Here is a 20,266-nt window from a genome sequence, read left to right as displayed (position 1 = left end):
GGGAACTGAGGAAGGGGCGGACATTCTGGTAGAGTCGGGGTACGTCCCCGAGGAGCATTTTTGTCGTCACAAACAGAAATTATCCCCTATCGGGGACGTCTTCTCATAAAATTTGTCAGGCCGTCAGCGTGAGCAGGGTTTTTTTCATTTCATCTCCTTGATCTGTAGGGATTGTGGGGGTTGCGGCGTCAGTCTAGCGCGGCGCGGGAAGGTCAGGTGAACATAGGGCCAGCTGTTGACGGGAAACTGAAATGAAAGAACGTCCATCTCCTGTGTCTGAGATGGACGCTCAATTTCAGCTGGCTCATTGATAAGCGGAGAAGCCACGCTTCCAGTCCCTAGCTTTCAGTCCCCAGGCGCCTTTTACTGCATGGCGTTGGCGGTGGGCGCGTAACTGTAGCCCAGGCCGGGGGTGTCGGCCTGACCGCGCGTACCGGCGGGCGTGCCACGGTCGATGGCCTGTTCGGTGGCGGGGTCAAAGGCGTGCAGGCGCGTCTGGTCGATCAGAATGTCGATGTCGTCGCCGGGGTTGACCAGGGCCTGGCCCTCGACTTTGGCGGTGAGGGGCTGGTCGCCGATGTGAATGATCAGGTCGGTCTGGGCGCCGAGCGGCTCCACCACCACGACTTTGCCGCGCAGGTGGTTCACACCCTGCGGAATGTCGGTCAGGCCGGGGATACCGACGTGCTCGGGTCGAATGCCCATTACCACGTCTTTGCCTTCGTAGGCGCGCAGGCTCTCGGCGAGGCGGCCCATGGGGGCCACGCGGTTCTCGCCGATAACAAACTGGCCGTTCTGAACGCGGGCGGTCAGGAAGTTCATGCTGGGGCTGCCGATAAACCCGGCCACGAACTTGTTCTGTGGGAAGTCGTACAGGTTCATGGGCGTGTCGACCTGCATGATCACGCCGTCGCGCATAACCACGATGCGGTTGCCGAGGGTCATGGCTTCCACCTGGTCATGTGTCACGTAAATGATGGTGGCCCCCAGGCGGCGGTGCAGCTGGCTGATCTGCGAGCGCATCTCCACGCGCAGTTTGGCGTCCAGGTTACTGAGCGGCTCGTCCATCAGGAACACCGCGGGTTCGCGCACGATGGCGCGGCCCATCGCCACGCGCTGACGCTGACCGCCCGAGAGTTCCTTGGGTTTGCGGCCCAGCAGGTGCTCGATCTGCAGGATTTTCGCGGCGTCGCGCACGCGCTTGTCAATTTCAGCCTGCGGGGTCTTGCGCAGTTTCAGGCCAAAGGCCATGTTGTCGTACACGTTCATGTGCGGGTACAGGGCGTAGTTCTGGAAGACCATGGCAATGTCGCGGTCTTTAGGCGGCACGTCGTTGACGATGCGGTTGCCAATCTTCAGGACGCCGTCGGTGATGTCTTCCAGGCCCGCAATCATGCGCAGGGTGGTGGATTTGCCGCAACCCGACGGCCCGACGAACACCATGAACTCCTGGTCGGCGATGTGCAGGTTGAAATCCTTGACCGCATGGTGCTTGGTGCCGTAACGCTTGTTGACGTGTTCCAGAATGACTTCTGCCATGTTATGCCTATCCTTTCCCCGGCTCTTACCCGTGAGCGTGCCTTTTAAGGCTGTATCGGGCAATTGGGGCGAACGAGAACTCCCATTGCGAACACTGACGCTGAGCAGACCCGCCCAGTGTAACACGCACGGGAACGGCCAGGAAACGGTTCCAGACTGGAGAAAAAAAAGCCGGCCGACAGTCAACTGTGGGCCAGCGATTGGACAGGAGCATCCCGGTCAGGTTGTGCGACTGACCACCATTTACCGGGAAGCGTTCAGTTTGCCGGCGGCGTATTCGGCCATCAGGCGGGGGATGTTGACGCCAGTGGTACTGACGGAATTCTTGAATTCCATGGTGTGGTTGATCTCGATGATGACCAGGCCGCCCCACCTGTTCTGACGGGCGGAATCTTCGACCAGGTCGATGGCGACGATCTCGCCGTGAATGGCAGCGGCGGCCTGCTGCGCCAGATCGGCGATCTCGGGGGTCACCGGGCAATTGCTGGCTTTCGCGCCGCGGGCGGTGTTGGTGATCCAGTGTTCGCTGGTGCGGTAGATCGCGCCGATGCACTGGCCGCCGACCACGAAGGCGCGGATGTCGCGCCCCGGCTTGTCGATCAGCTCCTGCACGTAGAACACGCCGTGCTGCGGGCCACCCAGCACTTCCTTGTGCTCGATGACCGCCTCGGCGGCGTCACGGTCGTTCAGCTTGCTGACCATGCGGCCCCACGAGCCCACGGTGGGTTTCAGCACGGCGGGGTAGCCCATGTCCTCGATGAGGTGCAGAGCCGAGTCACCGTCGAAAGCCACGCCGGTACGGGGGGTGGGCAGGCCGGCGGCGTGCAGCTTGGCGTTGGTGGCGAGTTTGTCGCCGCACAGTTCGATGACATGGCTGGGGTTGATGACATGAACGCCGAAGGCTTCCAGCGCCCGGGTCACGGCGTGGCCACGCGTCTGGCTGACACAGCGTTCGATGGCGACCTTCCACGGCACCTGCGCCTGCCCGTGCTCGTCAAACGTCAGTTTCAGTTGAGGGGTGTAGACCTTGTCGTAGGGCATACCCAGGTCGTCGAGTGCCTCGAAAAGCATCTTCTCGTCGGGGCGGATACGGTCGTACAGCACAGCGAGTTCGGCCATAAAGGTTCCTGGGGGATCACAGCGAAGACCGCCAGCCTGTGGAAAGCTGGCGGTGTCATCGCCGGGACTTATTCGCCCCAGTCCTCCGCTTCCTGCGGGGCGGCTTCTAGGCGGGGCGGCTCAACGCTCACGACTTCGTATTCGACGCCCGTTTCCTCGTCAATCACGAGTTCGCCGAGTTCAGGGTTGGTCAGCTCGATGGTTGCACCGGTATCCGGGTTTTCAAATTGAACGGTAGACATAGTTACTCCTTACGTTTGTTAGGCTAGAGCCTGAAAAAATTTACGTATGCAGTTGTCTAGCCGGCTTGTCGTCAGTTGTCCGGGTTCTCCTCGAATTCCAGTTCAATGCGGGCGCGGCAATGCGGGCAGTCCACCACGCTCACCGTCACGCCATCGGCACTTTCCAGCACCGGGGCCTCATCCAGCATCTCCTCGGTGACCTCGAATTCCTCCCCGCAGTTCGGGCAGGTGGTCAGCACGCCCAGCAGATCCAGCTCGAAATCTTCCTCTGTGCCGTTGCGCGTCACTTCCATCTCGGCGTTGCAGGAGTCGCAGACGATCACGTCGCCCACCTGCAATTCGGCCCTATCCTCGGCGCTCAGTTCCAGCACTTCACCGCACACCGGACAATCTATTTCCAACGTTGCCATGACGCGATTCTAGAGCAGTTCTCCGAATTCCGTTCTGCGGAGAACACCACGCCTCATAACTCCATTCGCCGTCCTGCTCGTTTAAATTCACTCGCTCTCTGCGAGCTGTGCCAGTCTGCCCAGACAAAAAGCACGCTGTTCTTTTGTCAAATACTCTAGCGGGCTGCCCCGCCCGGCAGGCCCGGACAGGCAAGGCCCCTGTCCCTGAGGGGTCAGTCGAGGTCGTCACTGTTCAGCGACAGTTCTTCCAGCAGCGCCGGATCGAGCAGGCGCACACCCGCAGGCGTCGTCTTCAGGAGGCCCTGCTGCTCCATGCGCCGCAACACGCGCGTGACCGTCTCGCGGCTGGCACTGACCCGCGCCATCACGTCCGCCGTGGACAGCGGCAGCACCGGCGCGTCCGGCATCCCCGCCGCCAGGCGCTGCCGGTACATGCCCGCGAACACATGCGCCAGCGCCGCCTGGGTGTCCTGCCCCAGCACGATCAACTCGTCGTTCAGGGCGGTGACCCGCTGGGCCAGCATCACCGTCAGGTTCCACAGCAGGCGCGGGTGGCGCTGCAGCAGCTGCTCGAAGTGCTCGCGGTGCAGCATCAGCGTGCGCACCTCGGTCATGGCCCGCACCGACGCGCTGCGTTCGCCCTGATCCAGCACCGCCGTCTCCCCCACCACGCTGGGCGCGTAGATATCGCCCAGGATGCGCTCGCGGCCCGCGACACTGGCCCGCGTGACCCGCACCATGCCGTGCGTCAGGATATGCAGCGTGTCGCCGGTCACGTCCTGCTCCAGCAGCAACGTGCCCGGCTGAAACTGCCGCTCGATGACAATGCGCGCCGTATCCCGCAGCGCTTCCTCGGGAACGCGGACAAACAGTGGAGAACGGCGCAGGGCGTCCAGATGGGACATCGCCCACACTGTAACGCCTCGCGCACCCCGGGCGCCCCGATGTCCAGTTAATGCAAACGCCCCCACAAGGGCCGATCCCCACCCTTGCCAAATACGGCTGCCCCTACACAGCGCCCCTGATGCACTACCATTCCCCAGATGACTGTGCCCACACCGTCCCCCGCCCTGGAAGCCCGGCACCTGCACCACGCTTTCGGGCCGGCGACGGTGCTGCACGGCGTGAGCCTGAGCGTGCAGCCCGGCGAGGTGGTCGCCGTAAGCGGGCCGAGCGGCAGCGGCAAAAGCACCCTGCTGCACCTGCTGGGCGGCCTGGACGTGCCGCAGCAGGGCGAGGTGTGGTGGGCCGGCGAGCGCGTGGACACGCTGGATACCCAGGCCCGCGCCGTGCGCCGCGCCGGGCGCTTGGGCCTGGTGTTCCAGCACCACTACCTGCTCGAAGACCTGACCATCCTGCAAAACGTGCAGGTGCCGCTGATGCTGAGCGGAACCGGTGACCCGCAGCACGCCCAGACGCTGCTGAAGCGCGTGGGCCTGGGGGAACGGAGCCGCGAGATGCCGGGCGTCCTGAGCGGCGGCGAACGCCAGCGCGTCGCCATCGCCCGCGCCCTGGCCGGGCAGCCCGCCGCCGTGCTGGCCGACGAACCCACCGGCAGCCTCGACCGCGCCAACGCCCAGCGAGTCGCGGGGTTGCTGCTGGAACTGGCCCGCGAGCAGCGGGCCGGCGTGCTGCTGGTCACGCACGACGAGTCGCTGGCCGCTTCGGCCGACCGCGCCCTGCACCTGCTGGACGGCAGAATCGTGGAGTCTGCAGGGGAAGGAGCAGTGGGCGAGCGCCCGGCGGCCACCCTCTTCTCTTAACGTCTTTTAAGCTATGCTCTGCGTTGCATGACTCGTCAAGACGCGCCCGCCACTCCTGTGAAGGCCAAACCAACAGCCACGCCGCTGCAAAAACTCTGGAAGGAAGTCCTGGAACCCATCGTGTTCGCGGTGGTCATCACCCAGTTTCTGGCCACGCTGGTCGGCGTGGACGGCAATAGCATGATGCCCAACCTGCGTAACCGCGAGCGCGTGTTCGTCCCCAAGTACGAGACATGGCTGCACAAGGCCGGCGTCGGGGACTTCAAGCGCGGCGACATCCTGATTTTCAAACCCCCCCGCGAGGCCGCCGCGCAGATCGGCAACCTGAACAAAAGTGCGTTTGGCCTGTGGAATTACCGCCCCTTCCTGATCAAGCGCCTGATCGGGCTGCCCGGCGACAGGATCAGCATTTCCGGCGGGGAAGTCACCGTGAACGGCACCAAACTCGACAGCAGCTGGACCACCGACTACTGGCGGCAGCAGGGCTGCTGGGACAACCAGAGCGACCTGGCCAACAACGCCGCGGCGGGCCGCATCGGGGCGGTGCAGCAGGCCCAGGAAATCACCGTGCCGGACGGGCAGTACTTCCTGATGGGCGACAACCGCACCATGAACGGCAGCGAGGACTCGCGCATGTTCGGCCCGGTGCCCATGCGTGACATCGCCGGGCGCGCCGCCGCCGTGGTGTGGCCCATCATGCGCAAGACCACCGCCAAGTACGACTGCGCCAACGAAACCGTCGCGGAACTCAGCGGCCCGAACGAACTGAACTGGCGTGCCCTGAGTCGCCCCGAGGGCTTCAGCGAACTGACGAAGTAAAGGGCGGGAACACCAGGCCGGAGGCGCAGGCTTCCGGTCTTCTTTTATCTCTTTTTATGCGGCGAGCTTTACGACAGGGAATCTTCACGCTGGCGGATGCTGAGGATGCGGCTCGCTCCGCCCTGATCGGTGGTGACGCCCCACAGGGCCTGCGCGACCTCCATGGTGGCTTTCTGGTGCGTGACCAGCAGAAACTGGGTGCCGCGCTGCCCGAAGCGCTCCAAGAAGGCCGTGAAGCGGCGAATGTTCGCTTCGTCCAGGGGCGCGTCCACCTCGTCGAGGACGGCGAGCGGCAGGCCGCCCATGCCGTCCTCACCGCCGGCGTGGTTCAGGGCGAACAGAAACCCCAGGCCCGCCATGGTTCTTTCCCCGGCCGAAAGCAGCGTCATGCTGCGGGTGCGCTTTCCTCTGGGCTGCACGGCCAGGCGCACGCCTGTCAGGCGGCCTTCCTCGCTGCGTTCGGCTTCCAGCTCGCCCACACCGCCCAGCAGTTCGGCGCTGTATTCACGAAAAGCGGTGTTCACGCGCCCGAAGGCGGCGTCGGTGGCGTGGCCTTCCACCGTTTCCAGTTCGGACAGGTGTGTGCGGAGTTCCTGCGCGGCCGTACTGGCGTCTTGCAGCTCGGCCTGCTGACTGGCGAGGAGGGCCAGCTCCAGGGCGTGATCGGCCTCGGCGCGGGCGTTGACTGGCCCCATCTGTTCCAGCGCGGCGCGGGCGCGGTTCAGTTCCGCCGTCCACTCGCGGGGCGTGCCGGGCGGACTGCACCCGTCGAGAAGGGGTTCCAGGCTGCCCTCACGGCGGGCCACCAGCACCTTCAGGTCATCCAGGCGGGTGCGGACGCGGTTCTGTTCGGCGATCAGGTTGCTGTAGGCCAGCGCGGCCTCGTCGCGGGCCGCTTCGGCGCGGGGGAATTCCGTCTCGTCCAGGGAACCCAGCGCGGCCTCGCGGCACCCGACTTCATCCTGCGCGGCGGCCAGGTGAGCATCCTGCGCGGTTACGGCAGCCTGGTTGGTGTCCTGCCGGGCGCGCAGCTGCACCGCGCGGGACTGGGCGGTGTGGAAGGCTTTCCAGGCGGCGTCCAGTTCGCGGGCCAGCGCGAGTTCCTCCACGGCCTCGCGTTCCTGCTCGCGGAACTGTTCAGCGCTCTGGCGCACTTCCAGCAACTGGGTTTCCAGGGCGCCCATATCAGGCCATTGAAGGTGGAGTTCCGGCACCGGCTGGGGGGCATTCAGGCGTTCCTGCAGCCGGTCACGGTTGGCCAGCAGGCTACGCTGCTGGGCGCCGAGTTCCGTGACGCGGCGTTCGGCTGCTCGTTCGTCCTGCGCGGCGGTCTCGCGGGCCTGAAGGAGGGTGTCGTGCTGCGCAGCGCCCTGCTGCACCTCCTGCAGCGTACTTTGAAGGGTGACACCCAATTGTTGGATGCCGGCTTCAGCCTGCTCGATTTCAGCGTCCAGTTCCTGAAAACGCCGTTGATCCGACAGCACGGCGCTGCCCGTGTCGCGCAGGCGGCCGCCTGAGATCGCCCCGCCGGGTTCCACCAGTTCGCCGTCCAGCGTGACGAGGCGCGGGCGGCTCTGGTGCGTTCGGGCCAGGCGGTTCGCAGCGCGCAAATCCTGCACCAGCAGCGTATCTGCCAGAATAGCCTCGCCCACCAGCGGGGGGTCGGTGGGACACAGGTCAGCGAGGTTACCGATCACGCCGTCCTCGCGCAGCAGGCCAGTGTCCCGGCGGGCACGGGGACGGATCAGGTCGAGGGGCAGGAAGGTGGCGCGCCCCCCCACGCGCTTAAGTTCCTCGATGATTTCGCGGGCGTCTTCCCCGCTGTGAACCACCACCTGCTCCAGGCGGCGGCCCAGTGCGGCGCTGATGGCCGTTTCGTACTCGGCGGGAACGCTGAGCAGGTCGGCGACGGAACCCACGATGCCGGGATGATCGAGGCGCAGGGCGTTGCGCGCGCCTTCGCCGTAACGGGAGTAACTGTTCAGCGCGGCTTCCAGGCGTTCGCGTTCGCGCCTCAGGGGGGCCAGGCTGGCGTTCAGGCGCGATTGCTCGGCGTTCAGGTGGCGCTCTGTGGCTTGCAGGGCGGCGCGGCGGCTGGCCAGTTCCGCGAAGGTCTCCTCGGCGCCGGCGCGGCGTTCGCTGGCCCGCAGGTGCTTCTCGTGCGCTTCGGCCAGGGCCTGCTGCGTGCTTTCCAGGTTCCCCTCGGCGCGCTCCAGTTCGGCCCGCAGCGTGTCCAGGCTGGCGTCGGCACGGGCGGCTGCCTCGGCCGCCTGCGCGGCCTGCGTGCGCGCGCGGCCCAGTTCCACGTCCAGCTTCCGGGCGCGGTTTTCTGCGGCTTCTGCCTCGGCGCGCAGCGACCGCACCCGTTCCTGCAAAGCGGGCAGATCCGGAGCCTCCTGCACGGGCGCGGTATGCGGCAGTTGTTGTAATTCGTGGTTCAGGGTGTCCGCTTCAGTTTGAAGGTGCTGGCGGTAACGAGCGGCCTGTGCGTGCGCTTCACGGGCCGCCCGCAGGGTTTCCAGAGCGCCCGCATAGGCGTTCCGGCGGGCTCTGGCTTCCTGTGCGTGCTCGCGGGCCTCCTCGACGCGCTGCGCGGCGGCCTGCACCTCGCGGCCCAGTTCGGCGCTGCGGGTCTGTGCGGCCTGCGCGTCCGCTCTGGCCTGCGCTATTTCACGCGCCAGGCTGGCCTGACGCTCGCGTTTCAGGGCGTCCTCCAGCGTCAGCACGCGCAGGGTCAGGTCGCGGTGCTCGCGGGCCTGCGCGGCGGCGCGGGCCAGGCGCTCGCTGGCGTGCCGGCGCTCGTCCAGCAGCAGTTGCAACTCGCGCAGGTGGGCGTCCGCCTCTTTCAGACGGTGCTCGGTTTCCTGCCGCACGGTCACAGAACGCGAGAGACCCGCCGCTTCCTGCAGGTAGCCCAGCAGGGTTTTGCCCTCGGCCTGCACGACGCCGCTCACCTCGCCCTGCCCGATCACGGCCAGACCGCCCGGCCCCAGCCCCGTGCCGCGCAGCGCCGCCTGCACGTCCCGCGCCCGGACGCCGCGCCCGTTCAGGTCCTGCTCGCCCGTGCCGTCGCGGTACACCCGGCGGGCCACATTCACGCGCCCCTGTGGGGTCAGCAGTTCCAGAGTCACTTCCGCCAGACCCAGCGGCGCTTTACCGCCCGAACCGTGAAAGATCAGCTCCGTGCCGCGCCCGGCCCGCAACTCTCGCGCCCGCGCCCCGTGCGTGGCCCAGCGAATCGCCTCCACCACGTTGCTTTTCCCACTGCCGTTCGGCCCGATGACCGCGCACACGCCCCCCGCGAATTCCAGGCGCGTGCGATCCGCGAACGATTTGAAGCCCTGCAAGGTAATGGCGCGGATCAAGGAACGTCGTCCAAGCGTCTAAGGGTCAGGCAGCTAAGCAAAAACTTAGACGCTCAGACGCCTGGACGCTCGGACCCTCCCTTCGCAGTCAACACGCTTTTCGCCGCCGACCCACTCATTGATCCATGCAGTCCTGGCGCGTAAAGGCGTCGCGCAGGTCGAGGTGCCCCAGCGTGTCGATGTTCTTGCCGTCCAGCAGAAAGGTCACGTCGTCGCCGCGTTTGTCCAGCAGCGTGCGGGTCAGCGAGCACAGCAGCACGCGTTCGCCGCTGGTGCCGTAATTCAGTTTCCCGTAGGCGGCCGGCAGGTCGGCGTAGTAGTGGACGCCACGCACGTAGATGCGCGGGGCGGGCGTCCCGGCGGGCAACACCGGCAGAATATCGTCGCCCAGCCCACCGGGGCCGCGCGCCCAGGCGTCCGTGGCGGCCTGCGCCAGGGCCGTGGGGGTTTCCTCGGCGACGTTCACAGTGCGCTCGAGGGGTTTGAGGGTCTGCACCTGCTTGTCGGTGTAGTACACCTTCAGTTTCACCGGGTGGACTTCCGTGAGTTGCAGTTTCGGCAACGCAGGCAGCGCGACGGGACGCTGCACCAGTTGATAGGTGTAGGCGGCGGCCAGCAGCACCAGCAGGGCCAGCACGTTGAACAGCGAGAATAGGCGGCGCAGGGCACTCATGGCGTGACCCCCGCCCCGGCAGATGCCACCTGACTGGCGTTGTTGGCGCGCGCGGTCAGGTAAGTGGCGACGCTGCGGGCCACCGAGACCGACAGGGCCTGCATGCGGGCCTCGGTGCCCAGGTTGGCGCGGTCTTGCGCGTTGCCGGCCCAGCCCACTTCCAGCAGCAGCGCCGCCTGCGCCGTTTCACTCAGGGTCAACATGCGGGCCACACTGTCCTGCCGGGCGGTCACGCCGCTGCCCTTCAGTTCGCCGCGCAGCAGTTCGGACAGGCGGCGCGTGCCGCCCATGTCGCCCACCGCCAGCGACCCCAGCGGCGGGTTCTCGGTGCCGTTGCGCAGGGCATTCACGAACTTGGCGGGGCTGCGGCCCGTGTTCTCGTACACGGTCACGCCGCCGCGCGTGGTTTTCGGGAAACGGCCCAGGTCAAGCGCCAGGTACACGTCACTGGCGCGGGCCAGCCGCAGTTTCTCGTTCAGGGGCAGGGCGCTGCCCTGTTCACGCGTGAGTTTCACCTGCCAGCCGGCTTTGGTAAGCAGTTCCGCCGAGCGGCGGGCCACCTCCAGCGTCACGTCCTTGCCGAGGCCCTCCACCCTCGCCGGGTCAAGGACGATCAGCGGCTTGGCCAGGCGCTCCATCAGCACCGGCGTGTCGTTGGGGATGCCGGGGCCCACATCCACGACGATGCGCGTGCCGCCCTGGCGCACCACCGGGTACACGCGGTAGCCGCTGTTCTGCGGCAGGGTGAAGCTCACGACCGTGTTCTCCCCTTCCTGTTTCACGTCGGCGTAGGGGATGAACGCGCCGCGCGTGGTGTAGCGCTGCGTCTGGCCCGTCGTCCCCTTCAGCATGATGCGCAGCACCGTGCCTTTCAGTTCGTCGCGCACCATCACGTCGCGGCTGAGGTCGAGCACCAGCCGGTCCGTGTCCTTGCCGGCGCGGCTGCTGACGTTCTGCAGGGTTCGCGTGGGCAGCGTGAATTTTCCCTTCTGGTAGGCTGCACCCAGGCCGCGCGCCAGGGTGTCGAGCGGCAGGTAGATGTTGCCGTTCACCCAGGTGGCGGTGCGGGCCTGCACGCGCTGCGCGTCGAGCTGCACGGTGTTGAAGTCGGTGGTGGCGCGCACCTGATCCTCGTCCAGCGGCAGCAGCAGCACGTGGCCCAGGCCAGTGACGCGCACCAGGCTGCCGTCGCGCTTCACGTCCAGCAGGTCACCCAGGGTCACCTGACTGGCGTACTCCGCGCCGTACAGGTCGACGCTCTGCACCTGCTGCCCGGCCAGGTTCAGTTTGGTAAAGGTGAACTGTGCCCCGGCCAGCCCGGCCAGCACCAGCGCCCCCGTGAGCAGCAGCCTGGGCCAGCGCCTCATAATTCGCGCAGCTCCCGGCGCACGGTCTTCTCGGCCTCGGCGCGGCGCTTGTCGTGCAGCTTCTTGCCGCGTGCCAGGGCAATTTCTACCTTGAAATAACGGCCCTTCTGATACAGCCGGGTGGGCACCAATGTCAGGCCCTTTTGCTCCAGGCCCCGCTTCAGCTTTCCGATTTCCTCGCGGTGCAGCAGCAGGCGGCGGGTTCGGCGCGGCTCGTGGTTGTTGTACGTCGCTTCCTTGTACACCGGAATGTATAGCCCTTCCAGATCGACGTTCTGGCCGTTCAGACGGGCAAAAGCGTCGCGGAAGTCCACGCCGCCCGTGCGCACGCTCTTGACTTCACTGCCCGTCAACTCGATTCCCGCCTCGAAGCGCTCCAGCAATTCGTACTCGTGATGCGCACGGCGGTTCGTATACACGCGGGGCATTCTAGCAGGGACATCGTGAGAGCGGAACCGACGAAAGGCGTAGGCGTGGGCCTTCCAGAAGAGAAGGTCTGAACGCCAGCCCGTGTTCCTGGCGTTCAGACCTTCAGGGCGTAGGCTCTTAAGACCTTATCAGCCTCCCGTTTGTTGCGTGCTCCCCCCGGAACAACGCCGGAGGGAGCACTCCACGTCCGGGAGCTTTTTGTTCCTGCTCCTTCCAGTCGGGTTGAACAATTATTTCATAACTGAGGGGCCGGAATTCTTATTACTTTTTCCGATCCGGGCGGCTGGGGCGCACCTCCACGCGGCTAGGCAACGTGCGGGCGGGCATGTTCAGCAGGTCGAGCGTCAACTGGGCGATGTCCTCGGACTGGATTTTCCAGGCGTCGGCCTCGCCCGGCGTGTGGCCGGCAAAGTGCGTGGCGACACTGCCCGGCATGATCTGCGTGACCTTGATGTCGTGCTGGCGCAGGTCGAGCATCAGCACCTCCGAGAGGCCGTTCAGGCCGAACTTGCTGGCGTTGTACGCCGCGCCGCCCGCGAAGGGGTTTTTCCCCGCCAGGCTGGAGAGCGTGAAGATGTACCCGCCCTTCTCCTTCAGGGCCGGAATGGCCGCCTTGACGGTGTAGAACGCGCCGGACAGGTTGGTGTCGATCACGTCCCGCCACTGCTCGACCGTCAGATCAGCCACGCTGGCGAAGTGCCCCACGCCCGCATTCACGAACAGCACGTCCAACCCCCCGAAAGCCTTCACATGAGCGTCCACGGCGTCCTGCACGGCCCGGTGATCCTTCACGTCGCACACCACGCCCCGCGCAGAAGCACCCAGGGAATTCGCGGCCTGCGTGATCTCCTGCTCGTTACGGCTGGTGACGGTCACCGCGTACCCCGCCCCCGCCAGGGCCTGCGCGACAGCGTACCCGATCCCCTTGCTTGCCCCCGTCACAAACGCACTTTTCTGATTCGGCATGTCTGCAACCTAACATGCTGCCCCTGTCCGCTGCGAACGGGTAAAGGGCAGCTCAACACCAGCCGGCGGGGCCAGCCAGCTTCAGGAAAAAGGCCTGGCCCGGTGGTCGTCTGGCCGGCCGAGGGGTTTCCTCGGGGTTTCCTCAAGCCGTTGATCTAGAGCCCTCCTGTTTCAGAGGCCGCCTCTTCAGGCGAAGCCGTCGTCCATCTCGTCCTCGTCTTCCAGCAGGGGGAGGCGCACCTGGAAGGTCGCTCCGCCGCCGGGTGTGTCGAGCACGTCGATGCGGCCACTGTGCGTGGTCACGACCTGCTGGGCGATGGTCAGGCCCAGCCCGGTGGAGCCGGCTTCCTTGCCCCGGTAGAACTTGTCGAAAATCTTGGGCTTGATGTGATCCGGCACGCCCGGACCGGTGTCGATGACGTTGATTTCGACCTCGCCGGGACGCAGGTGCATGTCGATGAAGACCTTTTCGGGCGTGCCGCACACGCGAATGGCGTTGGAGACCAGATTCACGAACACCTGCGTGAGCCGGCCCGGATCACCGACGATCTCCACATCCCGCGCCTCGACCCGCACGCCGAAATCCCGCCCGACCTGACGCAGCAGGTTGCCGATGTTCATGAAGTGCATCTCGACGCTCTGCACCAGTTCGCCGCGCGAGAGTTGCAGCAGGTCGTTGACCAGGCGGGTCATGTTCTCGGTAACGCGCTGGGCGTCGGCGATCACCTGCGAGCCGCCGGCTTCGCGGTCGGCGCGGCGCAGGTAGCCCAGCAGGGCGGTCAGGGGCGTGCGCAGCTCGTGGCTGGTTTCGGCCAGGAAGGTTTTCTGGAGGTTCAGGGCCTCTTCGAGTTGCTTGGCCTGCACTTCCAGGCGCTGGCTCTGGCGTTCTGCGACGCCCTTGAGGCGCTCGACTTCCAGCAGGCGGGCTTGCAATCGGGCGTTGAGCTCGCGCACCTCGCGTTCGGCACGTTCGCGCGAGTCGCGGGCGTCGGCTTCGACCAGGGCGCGGCGCACGCTGGGCGCCAGGCGTTCCAGACGCTGCTTGAGGATGTAGTCGGTGACGCCCTGACGCAGGGTGTCCACCGCGACCTCCTCGCCCATGGCCCCCGTCACGATGATGAAGGGCAGGTTGGGGTAGCGGGCATGCGCGGCCTTGAAAGCACTCAGGCCGTCGTAGCCCGGCAGCGAGAAGTCGCTTAGGATCAGGTGTGGCGGAACGTCCAGCGCAGCCAGGAAGCCCGCCTCGTCCTCCACGCGGATAATGTCCACCGGCCAGGGCAGGTCGCTGAGGTTCATCAGCACCAGTTCGTGATCCAGCTCGCTGTCTTCAAGGTGCAGGAGGGTGATGGCCTCGCCTTCGGCGGGCAGGCTGGGCAGCACGCCGGACTGTGGCACGTTGGGCTGCGGCGCGGTGGGGGGAATCGGGATAGGGGCGGAATCTGTCATTCAAGGGGCTCCGGGCTGTGCAGGGGAAGGGTCACGGAGAACACCGAGCCTTCACCCAGCACAGATTGCGCGTCCACGCTGCCGCCGTGGCGCGTGACGATGCGGCGCACGTTGGCCAGGCCGATGCCGGTGCCGTCGAATTCATCGGAACGGTGCAGGCGCTGGAACACGCCGAACAGTTTATCGGCATATTTGGGGTCAAAGCCCACCCCGTCGTCCCGTACGCGCACGGTGACGCGGCCGTCATGGACTTCTGAGGTGACGCGGACGTGCGCGGCGGGGCGGGTGCGGGTGTACTTGATGGCGTTGGAGAGCAGGTTCTGGAACACCAGATCAAGCAGGTTGGCGTCCCCGTCGATGGTGGGCATCTCGCAGAGCTCGAAGCTGATCTGGCGGCCCTGGCGGTCGGGTTCCAGGTGTTCCCAGGCGTTCTGAATCACCGCCCGGAGGTCGACCGGCGCGGCTTTCATCTGGGCGCGGCCCATGCGCGAGAACTCCAGCAGGCTGTCGATCAGGGTATTCATGCGCGCGGCGGCCTCGGTGATGACGTTCAGGTAACGGGTGCCCTTGGATCCCAGAGTGTCGGCGCTTTCCTTGCGCAGCAGGTCCCCGAAGCCCACCACGTGCCGCAGCGGCGTGCGCAGGTCGTGGCTGACCGAGTAACTGAAGGCCTCCAGTTCCCTGTTGGCTTCCTCGAGGGCCATGGTGCGCCGCTGCACGCGCTCTTCGAGGGACTGGTTCAGTTTCAGCAGTTCCGCTTCGGCCTCCAGCGCCTGGGCGCGCAGGTCGTCGTTGTCCAGCGACTCGGCCAGGCGCTTGGCGACCTCCATGACCAGTTCGTGGTCGCGGTCGTGCAGTTCATGGCGGTAGGCCAGGCCCAGCACGCCCAGCAGGGTGCCGTCCAGGCCAATCAGGGGCGTGGCCACCGCGCCGGAGGCCGCCACCACGTGCAGGAGGGGGTGGGCCTGGATATCCTGCGTCTCCTCGGTGCGCATGACCTGCTGCACAGCGGCGTGCAGGGCCGTCTGAATGTGCGGCAGGCTCCAGTTGGGATCCTGCTGCACCGAGGCCAGCAGCCTGGCGTGTGGGGCCGTCCAGATGGCTCCCGCCACCGCCATACGCTGCGTCACGAGTTCCAGCACCGCCTGGTATTTCGCGGCACGTTTGGCCAGCGGGTCGTTGACGCGGGCGGTGAGGGCGGTGGAGATGTCGGCCAGCAGGCGAGCGCTCATCTCGGCGTACACGCTGTCGTCGACATCGGTGCTGGTGCCCACCCACTCGATCACCTGGCCCTGCGCGTCGCGCACCGGCAGGCCGCGCGTCACGAAGGTGCGGTACAGGCCGTCCGCGCCCAGCAGGCGGTGCTCGGCCTCGAAGGGCTGCACGCGCCGCACCGCCTGCAACCAGCGCTGCTGGTAGTCAGCGCGGTCGTCGGGGTGCACCGTGGGCAAGAAGGTGCCGCGTTCCTCGCCCACGTACTCTTCCCAGCGGCGGTTGAAGTAGGTGAGCTCGCCTTCCGGGTCGGCCAGCCACACGATCTGCGGCATGCCTTCCAGCACGCCCCGGTAACGCGCCTCGTTACGCTGCGAGAGCCGCTCGGCGACCAGGCGGTCGTGAATGTCGGTGGCGCTGGCGACCCACTCCTGGGCCTGGCCGGCGTCGTCCAGCAGCGGCGCGACCCGCACCTCGAACCAGCGTTCACGGACGGTGGCCGGGGCGCTCAGGCCAGCCGGCCCGACCTGCAGGCGCAACTCGGCCTGAGAGCGGGTGCGCAGGGTGTAGGCGTCCTGCCACATCTGATCGTAGGCGGCCAGGTCGTGCGGGTGCACGCGCTCGCGCACGGTGGCAGTTCCCAGGCGCCGGCGGTGCGCGGCGTTGGTGTAGGTGACCTGCCCGCCGGGGTCACTGACCCACAGGATGTGCGGAATGGCGTCCAGCACCGCCCGCGAGCGGCGTTCCTCGGCCTGCAGGGCCTGCTCGGACTGCACGCGCTCGCTCACGTCGCGCACCACTTCCAGCAGCCCGAACACCTCGCCTTTCTGGTCGCGCACCTCGGAACGCTGCGCTTCGCCCTGAAACAGCGATTGGTCGCGCCGGCGATAGGGAGTGGTCAGCGACTGGAAGGTCAGGGTGCTGTCCAGGCGGCGGTCGGCGTGCAGGCTGGAAAGGGCCTGGCCCTCCAGTTCACCGCGCGGGTAACGGAATTGCCGGTTCATGGCGCGGTTGACCATCAGGATGTGACCGTCACGATCGGTGAAGGCGGCGGCGTCCTGCATGGACTGGAAGATCGCCTCGAATTCGGCGCGCGCCCGTTCCTGCTTGACCTGAAGTTCGCTGAGGTTCTGGTTGACCAGCTCGGCGCGTTCGCGGGCGTACACCTGCGACTGCATCAGGCGGTAGGCCAGCGCCGCGAGGAACATGCCAGCCAGCAGAATCAGGTAAGGCACCAGTCCGAAAATGTCGCGCCCGAAGCTGCCCGGCGCCGCGTACTGCACCACCCAGCCCTGACCCGCCAGCTCCAGCCGATCGGTCTGCCTGAATTCGGCGTGGCCGTCGGCGCGGCTGACCAGCGGCACGCCGCCCAGTCGCACGCTGGATGAGATGCCCTGCACCCGGAAGGCGGACGTCAGGCGATCGAGGAACAGGTCGGCCCGCACCGCCAGGTACAGGTAGCCGGTGAGCTGCCCGGTGGCAGCTGCGTCGCCCACGTCCTCGCGCCACACCGGCAGCACCACCAGGAAGCCCTGGTACGGGCGGCCCAGGGCGTCTTTCTGCACCAGCTCCACCGGTTTGGACACCTGATACGCCCCGCGCCGCCTGGCTTCATCGAAGGCGGCGCGGCGGCTGGGCTCCACGTACATGTCGTACCCCTGCGCCGCCCGGTTCGCGGCGTCCAGCGGAGCGATCAGGACGATAGGGGCGCGCATCCTCTGGCTGGTAGTCTCCGGGAAGACGTTGTACCCGCGCAGCCCCAGCGAGCTGACCAGGGTTTCGAGCGTGCTTTCCTGCCCGGCGGGCAACCAGGCGTTGTAGCCCAGCGCCAGCACGTCCGGGTAACGCTCGGTGAGCTTGAGTTCCTGCGTGAAGCGCGCAAAATTCTGCGGCGTAACGTCGGTGGGGTTGGCCATCCAGAAGGCGCGGCTGGCTTGCAGCAGCTTGTCGAAGTCGGACACGCGGCCCTGCAGGGCGGTGGTGTAGGCGGTCGCCTCGCGCTCGAAGCGCACGCGCTGCTGCTCATGCGTGAATTGCCCCACCACGGCGGCCAGCAGCACCGACAGCAGCAGCACCAGCGCCATCACCAGCAGCGGAATCAGGCGGCCCCAGCTGCGCAGCAGGGGCGGCAGGCGCTGCGGCAAGATGGCCGGCTTCACGGCTGCGCTCCGCCCAGAGCCCGCAAGAACACCTGAGCGGGAACGTCCACACGCGTCCAGGCCTGAAAGGCCAGCCGCGCCTGGTGCGCCAGCATGCCCAGCCCGTTGTGGGCACTGAGGCCCGCCGCGCGCGCTTCACGCAGCAGCCGCGTTTCGGCGGGGCGATACACCATGTCGTACACACCGGCCTGCGGGGAGCAGCGAAAGTCGAAGTCGGGCAGCGGCGTTCCCTGCGGGTCGTCGAGGCCGGCGCTGGTGCAGTTGATGATCAGGCTGATCTGCGACCAGGGCACCTCGGCCAGGGTAGCGGCCCGCACCTGGAAGTCCTGCACCTGGAAATCGGCCTGCGGGACGAACCAGGCGGCGGCCAGCTCCTCGGCCCTGGCCCGGCTGCGGTTCACCACGTAGACGTCCCGCTCCAGGCTGATCAGGGCGGTGTAGACCGCCGCGCGGGCCGCGCCGCCCGCGCCCAGCACGACCACCGGGCCACCCGGAGAGGCAAATCCGGCGTCGAGCAGGGCCGCCAGCAGTCCGGGCGCGTCGGTGTTCTCGCCGTGCAGTTCGCTGCCCCGGCGCACCACGGTGTTCACCGCGCCGATCTGACGTGCCGCGTCACTCAGCGAATCCAGCAGCGGCAAGGCGCTCTCCTTGTGAGGCAGGCTCAGGTTGGCCCCCAGGGCGGCCGGGTCGCGCCGCAGGGTGGCCAGCCGCGCGGGCAGCTCCGGCGCGGGAATGCGCTCGGCGACGTACTCGCCGCGCAGTCCGGCCCACCCAAAAGCGGCCCGGTGCATGACCGGAGAGAGGGAATGCGCGGCAGGATCGGCAAACAGAAAGGCACGGTGAGGGACAAGGGCGGGCGAACTCACGCTGTCAGTCTAACGGCCCCAGCCCCCTTTTTTTCTGCGTCTGCCTTTACCGACGTTAGAGCGTTCGGCAAAAGAATGGAGGGGGTTTTTTTCGAGCGAAGCGAGTAAATGGAGATCAGCAGGACGCACGGGCACAGCCTCGCAGGGGAGAATAGGTGGGGGCCCTTCTCCAGCCGTCATTCGGAGCAGTGCTCTACCTTCATGCGGGCGGCGTGTCCGGTGCGCCGAGCCTTCGCGCGCTGAGCCTTCATGTTCCCTGATGCCGCGGCTCAGAGGGCAATTTCCTCATTCCTGAGCGCCGGCAGAGGCTATGCTGGCGCGGTGAACTGGCGGCCTTTCCTCCTGAGTGTGCTGGCATCCACGGCCCTGACCTTCACGTCCGGGGCCGCTGAGGCCGCGCGACTGGCGCTGGGGTTCGGGCCGCTGCTGCCGCCGCAGGTTCTGGGTGTCCCGGCCTGCCCGCCGCCCGGGAACCCGCTGGAACGCGCAGTGTGGCAGCAGACGCAGCGCCAGCCCGACCTGTCGTGCGGCAACGCGTTCGTGGCGTACCAGCGCACCCCGCGCACGCCTGAAGTCCCGGACGCCTTCATGCAGATCGCGGCGCAGGTGCGGGAAGCGCGGCGCGAGGTGCTGCTGACCAGCATGGAGTGGCACAGCGGACCGGGCAACCCCGGATATATCTTCGCCCAGGGGGTGCGCGACCTGTACGCCAAGGTCGCGGCCACCCCGCAGAACTACCCGCAGGGCATGACCGTGCGCGTGATTCTGGGCGGCTTTCCGGATCTGAAGCGCGAGGACGGCGGCACTTACGCGCTGGAACTGGTGCGTGACCTGCGGCAGTTGCAGGTGCCGCTGGCCGATGCGCGGCTGGGCTGGCAGGTCACGGTCATGAATTACTCGGTGATTCCGCACAGCCACGTGAAACTGCACGTGATCGACGGTCAGGACGTGGGCGTGGCGGGGTTCAACTTCACCAACTGGCACCTGCCGAGCAGTGAACCGGGCGGGCGCGACCTGCACGACCTGGGAATCCGCATCCGTGGCCCGCTGGCGCAGCAGGGCGTGGCCATCTTCGACGACCTGTGGCGCTTCTCCAGGCAGGTGCGCTGCCCGGCGAACGTGGCAGCCAGCGAAGTGTCACGCGTGTGCTTCCTGAGGCCGCCCGATCCGGTCAGCCACCCGGACGCCGCGCAGCAGGCGCTCACGGCGGGGCCAGTGACGGGGTCAGTAGCAGGGGGGGCGCGGGCTTTCCTGCTGTACCGCCGGGCGGGCGGCGTGGACGAGGCCGACCGGGCACAGCTGGCCCTGATCGACGCGGCCAGGCAGGAAATAGACCTGATGCAGGCGGACTTCAGCCCCGCGCTGAACTGCTGGGCGGCCTACCTGGGGCCGGACAATTGCGGAAGCGAAACGTTCCCGCCCTACCTGGCGGCGCTGCTGCGGGCCATGGAACGCGGCGTGCGGGTGCGCGTCCTGACCGTCAATTACGGTTTCGGGGCGGGGGCTAACCGCAGCGGCATCGCCCTGATGCGCTACGAGGCCAGAAGGCGCGGTCTGGATCAGCTGTTCGAGGCCCGCTACGTCAACTTCAACATGCACACCAAGGCCCTGAGCGTGGATCACGGCATGGTGGCGGTGGGCAGCATGAATTTCCACTTCAGCTCGTGGGGGCCGGCCGGACTGAACGAGGCCTTCGTGGCGACCTCGGACGCGCAGGCTGTCCGCGAGCAGGAAGAGAGTTTCAATGCCGTGTGGGCGCGGCAGAGTCAGGCCGTGGCGCCGCCCGGCTGGCTCCGGTTCGTGCGTCCGCTGGAGCACAACCCGCCGGCCCTGCCCAAGCAGGAACAGGAACGTGGGCCGCGCCGCAGCAACGGGCAGCCGGGCCTTTAGA

At 67.0% G+C, this 20,266-nt stretch carries 16 protein-coding genes; 3 read left to right on the top strand and 13 right to left on the bottom strand.

The window, feature by feature from the left end:
- Positions 1 to 363: 363 nt before the first annotated feature.
- From E5Z01_RS12585 to E5Z01_RS12565, 5 genes are all read right to left on the bottom strand, one after another.
- Complete coding sequence (locus E5Z01_RS12585) at positions 364 to 1,539, bottom strand: ABC transporter ATP-binding protein (RefSeq protein ID WP_135229677.1); 1,176 nt, start codon at positions 1,537 to 1,539, stop codon at positions 364 to 366.
- Positions 1,540 to 1,782: 243 nt separating this feature from the next.
- A complete protein-coding gene (gene lysX, locus E5Z01_RS12580; protein ID WP_135229676.1) occupies positions 1,783 to 2,658 on the bottom strand; it encodes a lysine biosynthesis protein LysX in 876 nt (291 codons plus the stop codon).
- A gap of 68 nt (positions 2,659 to 2,726) precedes the next feature.
- Positions 2,727 to 2,900 (bottom strand): lysine biosynthesis protein LysW, encoded by a 174-nt coding sequence (gene lysW, locus E5Z01_RS12575; RefSeq protein WP_135229675.1) that lies wholly within the window; start codon positions 2,898 to 2,900, stop codon positions 2,727 to 2,729.
- 71 nt (positions 2,901 to 2,971) lie between these two features.
- Complete coding sequence (locus E5Z01_RS12570; protein WP_167757908.1) at positions 2,972 to 3,310, bottom strand: hypothetical protein; 339 nt, start codon at positions 3,308 to 3,310, stop codon at positions 2,972 to 2,974.
- A 212-nt stretch (positions 3,311 to 3,522) separates the two neighbouring features.
- Positions 3,523 to 4,215 carry a Crp/Fnr family transcriptional regulator gene (locus tag E5Z01_RS12565; protein ID WP_135229674.1) on the bottom strand — a complete coding sequence of 231 codons (693 nt, stop codon included), beginning with the start codon at positions 4,213 to 4,215 and terminating at the stop codon, positions 3,523 to 3,525.
- 138 nt (positions 4,216 to 4,353) lie between these two features.
- Between E5Z01_RS12565 and E5Z01_RS12560 the strand changes: the two genes are divergently transcribed.
- The gene (locus E5Z01_RS12560) at positions 4,354 to 5,073 is read left to right on the top strand and encodes an ABC transporter ATP-binding protein (protein ID WP_167757907.1); all 720 of its coding nucleotides are present in this window, start codon (positions 4,354 to 4,356) and stop codon (positions 5,071 to 5,073) included.
- Between the two features lie 27 nt (positions 5,074 to 5,100).
- The gene (lepB, locus tag E5Z01_RS12555) at positions 5,101 to 5,892 is read left to right on the top strand and encodes a signal peptidase I (protein WP_135229672.1); all 792 of its coding nucleotides are present in this window, start codon (positions 5,101 to 5,103) and stop codon (positions 5,890 to 5,892) included.
- Positions 5,893 to 5,960: 68 nt separating this feature from the next.
- Here lepB and E5Z01_RS12550 read toward each other — a convergent pair whose 3' ends face one another.
- The 8 genes from E5Z01_RS12550 to E5Z01_RS12515 all read right to left on the bottom strand — a co-directional run bounded on the left by E5Z01_RS12550 (position 5,961) and on the right by E5Z01_RS12515 (position 18,375).
- On the bottom strand, positions 5,961 to 9,257 hold the full coding sequence (locus E5Z01_RS12550; protein WP_135229671.1) for an AAA family ATPase: 3,297 nt from the start codon (positions 9,255 to 9,257) through the stop codon (positions 5,961 to 5,963).
- Between the two features lie 115 nt (positions 9,258 to 9,372).
- On the bottom strand, positions 9,373 to 9,930 hold the full coding sequence (locus E5Z01_RS12545) for a GerMN domain-containing protein (protein WP_167757906.1): 558 nt from the start codon (positions 9,928 to 9,930) through the stop codon (positions 9,373 to 9,375).
- Complete coding sequence (locus E5Z01_RS12540) at positions 9,927 to 11,297, bottom strand: N-acetylmuramoyl-L-alanine amidase family protein (RefSeq protein WP_135229670.1); 1,371 nt, start codon at positions 11,295 to 11,297, stop codon at positions 9,927 to 9,929. The genes E5Z01_RS12545 and E5Z01_RS12540 overlap by 4 nt, the downstream gene beginning before the upstream one ends.
- Positions 11,294 to 11,725 (bottom strand): SsrA-binding protein SmpB, encoded by a 432-nt coding sequence (gene smpB, locus E5Z01_RS12535; protein ID WP_135229669.1) that lies wholly within the window; start codon positions 11,723 to 11,725, stop codon positions 11,294 to 11,296. The genes E5Z01_RS12540 and smpB overlap by 4 nt, the downstream gene beginning before the upstream one ends.
- 262 nt (positions 11,726 to 11,987) lie before the next feature.
- Positions 11,988 to 12,692 (bottom strand): SDR family oxidoreductase, encoded by a 705-nt coding sequence (locus E5Z01_RS12530; RefSeq protein ID WP_135229668.1) that lies wholly within the window; start codon positions 12,690 to 12,692, stop codon positions 11,988 to 11,990.
- A gap of 186 nt (positions 12,693 to 12,878) precedes the next feature.
- A complete protein-coding gene (locus E5Z01_RS12525; RefSeq protein WP_167757905.1) occupies positions 12,879 to 14,138 on the bottom strand; it encodes a hybrid sensor histidine kinase/response regulator in 1,260 nt (419 codons plus the stop codon).
- The gene (locus E5Z01_RS12520; RefSeq protein ID WP_240738375.1) at positions 14,135 to 17,509 is read right to left on the bottom strand and encodes a CHASE domain-containing protein; all 3,375 of its coding nucleotides are present in this window, start codon (positions 17,507 to 17,509) and stop codon (positions 14,135 to 14,137) included. The genes E5Z01_RS12525 and E5Z01_RS12520 overlap by 4 nt, the downstream gene beginning before the upstream one ends.
- Positions 17,506 to 18,375 carry a shikimate dehydrogenase family protein gene (locus E5Z01_RS12515; protein ID WP_240738374.1) on the bottom strand — a complete coding sequence of 290 codons (870 nt, stop codon included), beginning with the start codon at positions 18,373 to 18,375 and terminating at the stop codon, positions 17,506 to 17,508. The genes E5Z01_RS12520 and E5Z01_RS12515 overlap by 4 nt, the downstream gene beginning before the upstream one ends.
- A gap of 321 nt (positions 18,376 to 18,696) precedes the next feature.
- Between E5Z01_RS12515 and E5Z01_RS12510 the strand changes: the two genes are divergently transcribed.
- Positions 18,697 to 20,265: a phospholipase D-like domain-containing protein gene (locus E5Z01_RS12510; RefSeq protein ID WP_240738373.1), complete on the top strand. Its 1,569-nt coding sequence runs from the start codon at positions 18,697 to 18,699 to the stop codon at positions 20,263 to 20,265.
- The last annotated feature ends 1 nt before the right edge of the window (position 20,266 follow it).

It is taken from the genome of Deinococcus fonticola (assembly GCF_004634215.1).
Taxonomy (GTDB): Bacteria; Deinococcota; Deinococci; order Deinococcales; family Deinococcaceae; genus Deinococcus; species Deinococcus fonticola.
Note: the sequence above shows the minus strand (reverse complement) of the source record. Positions and strands in the feature narration are given on the sequence as shown.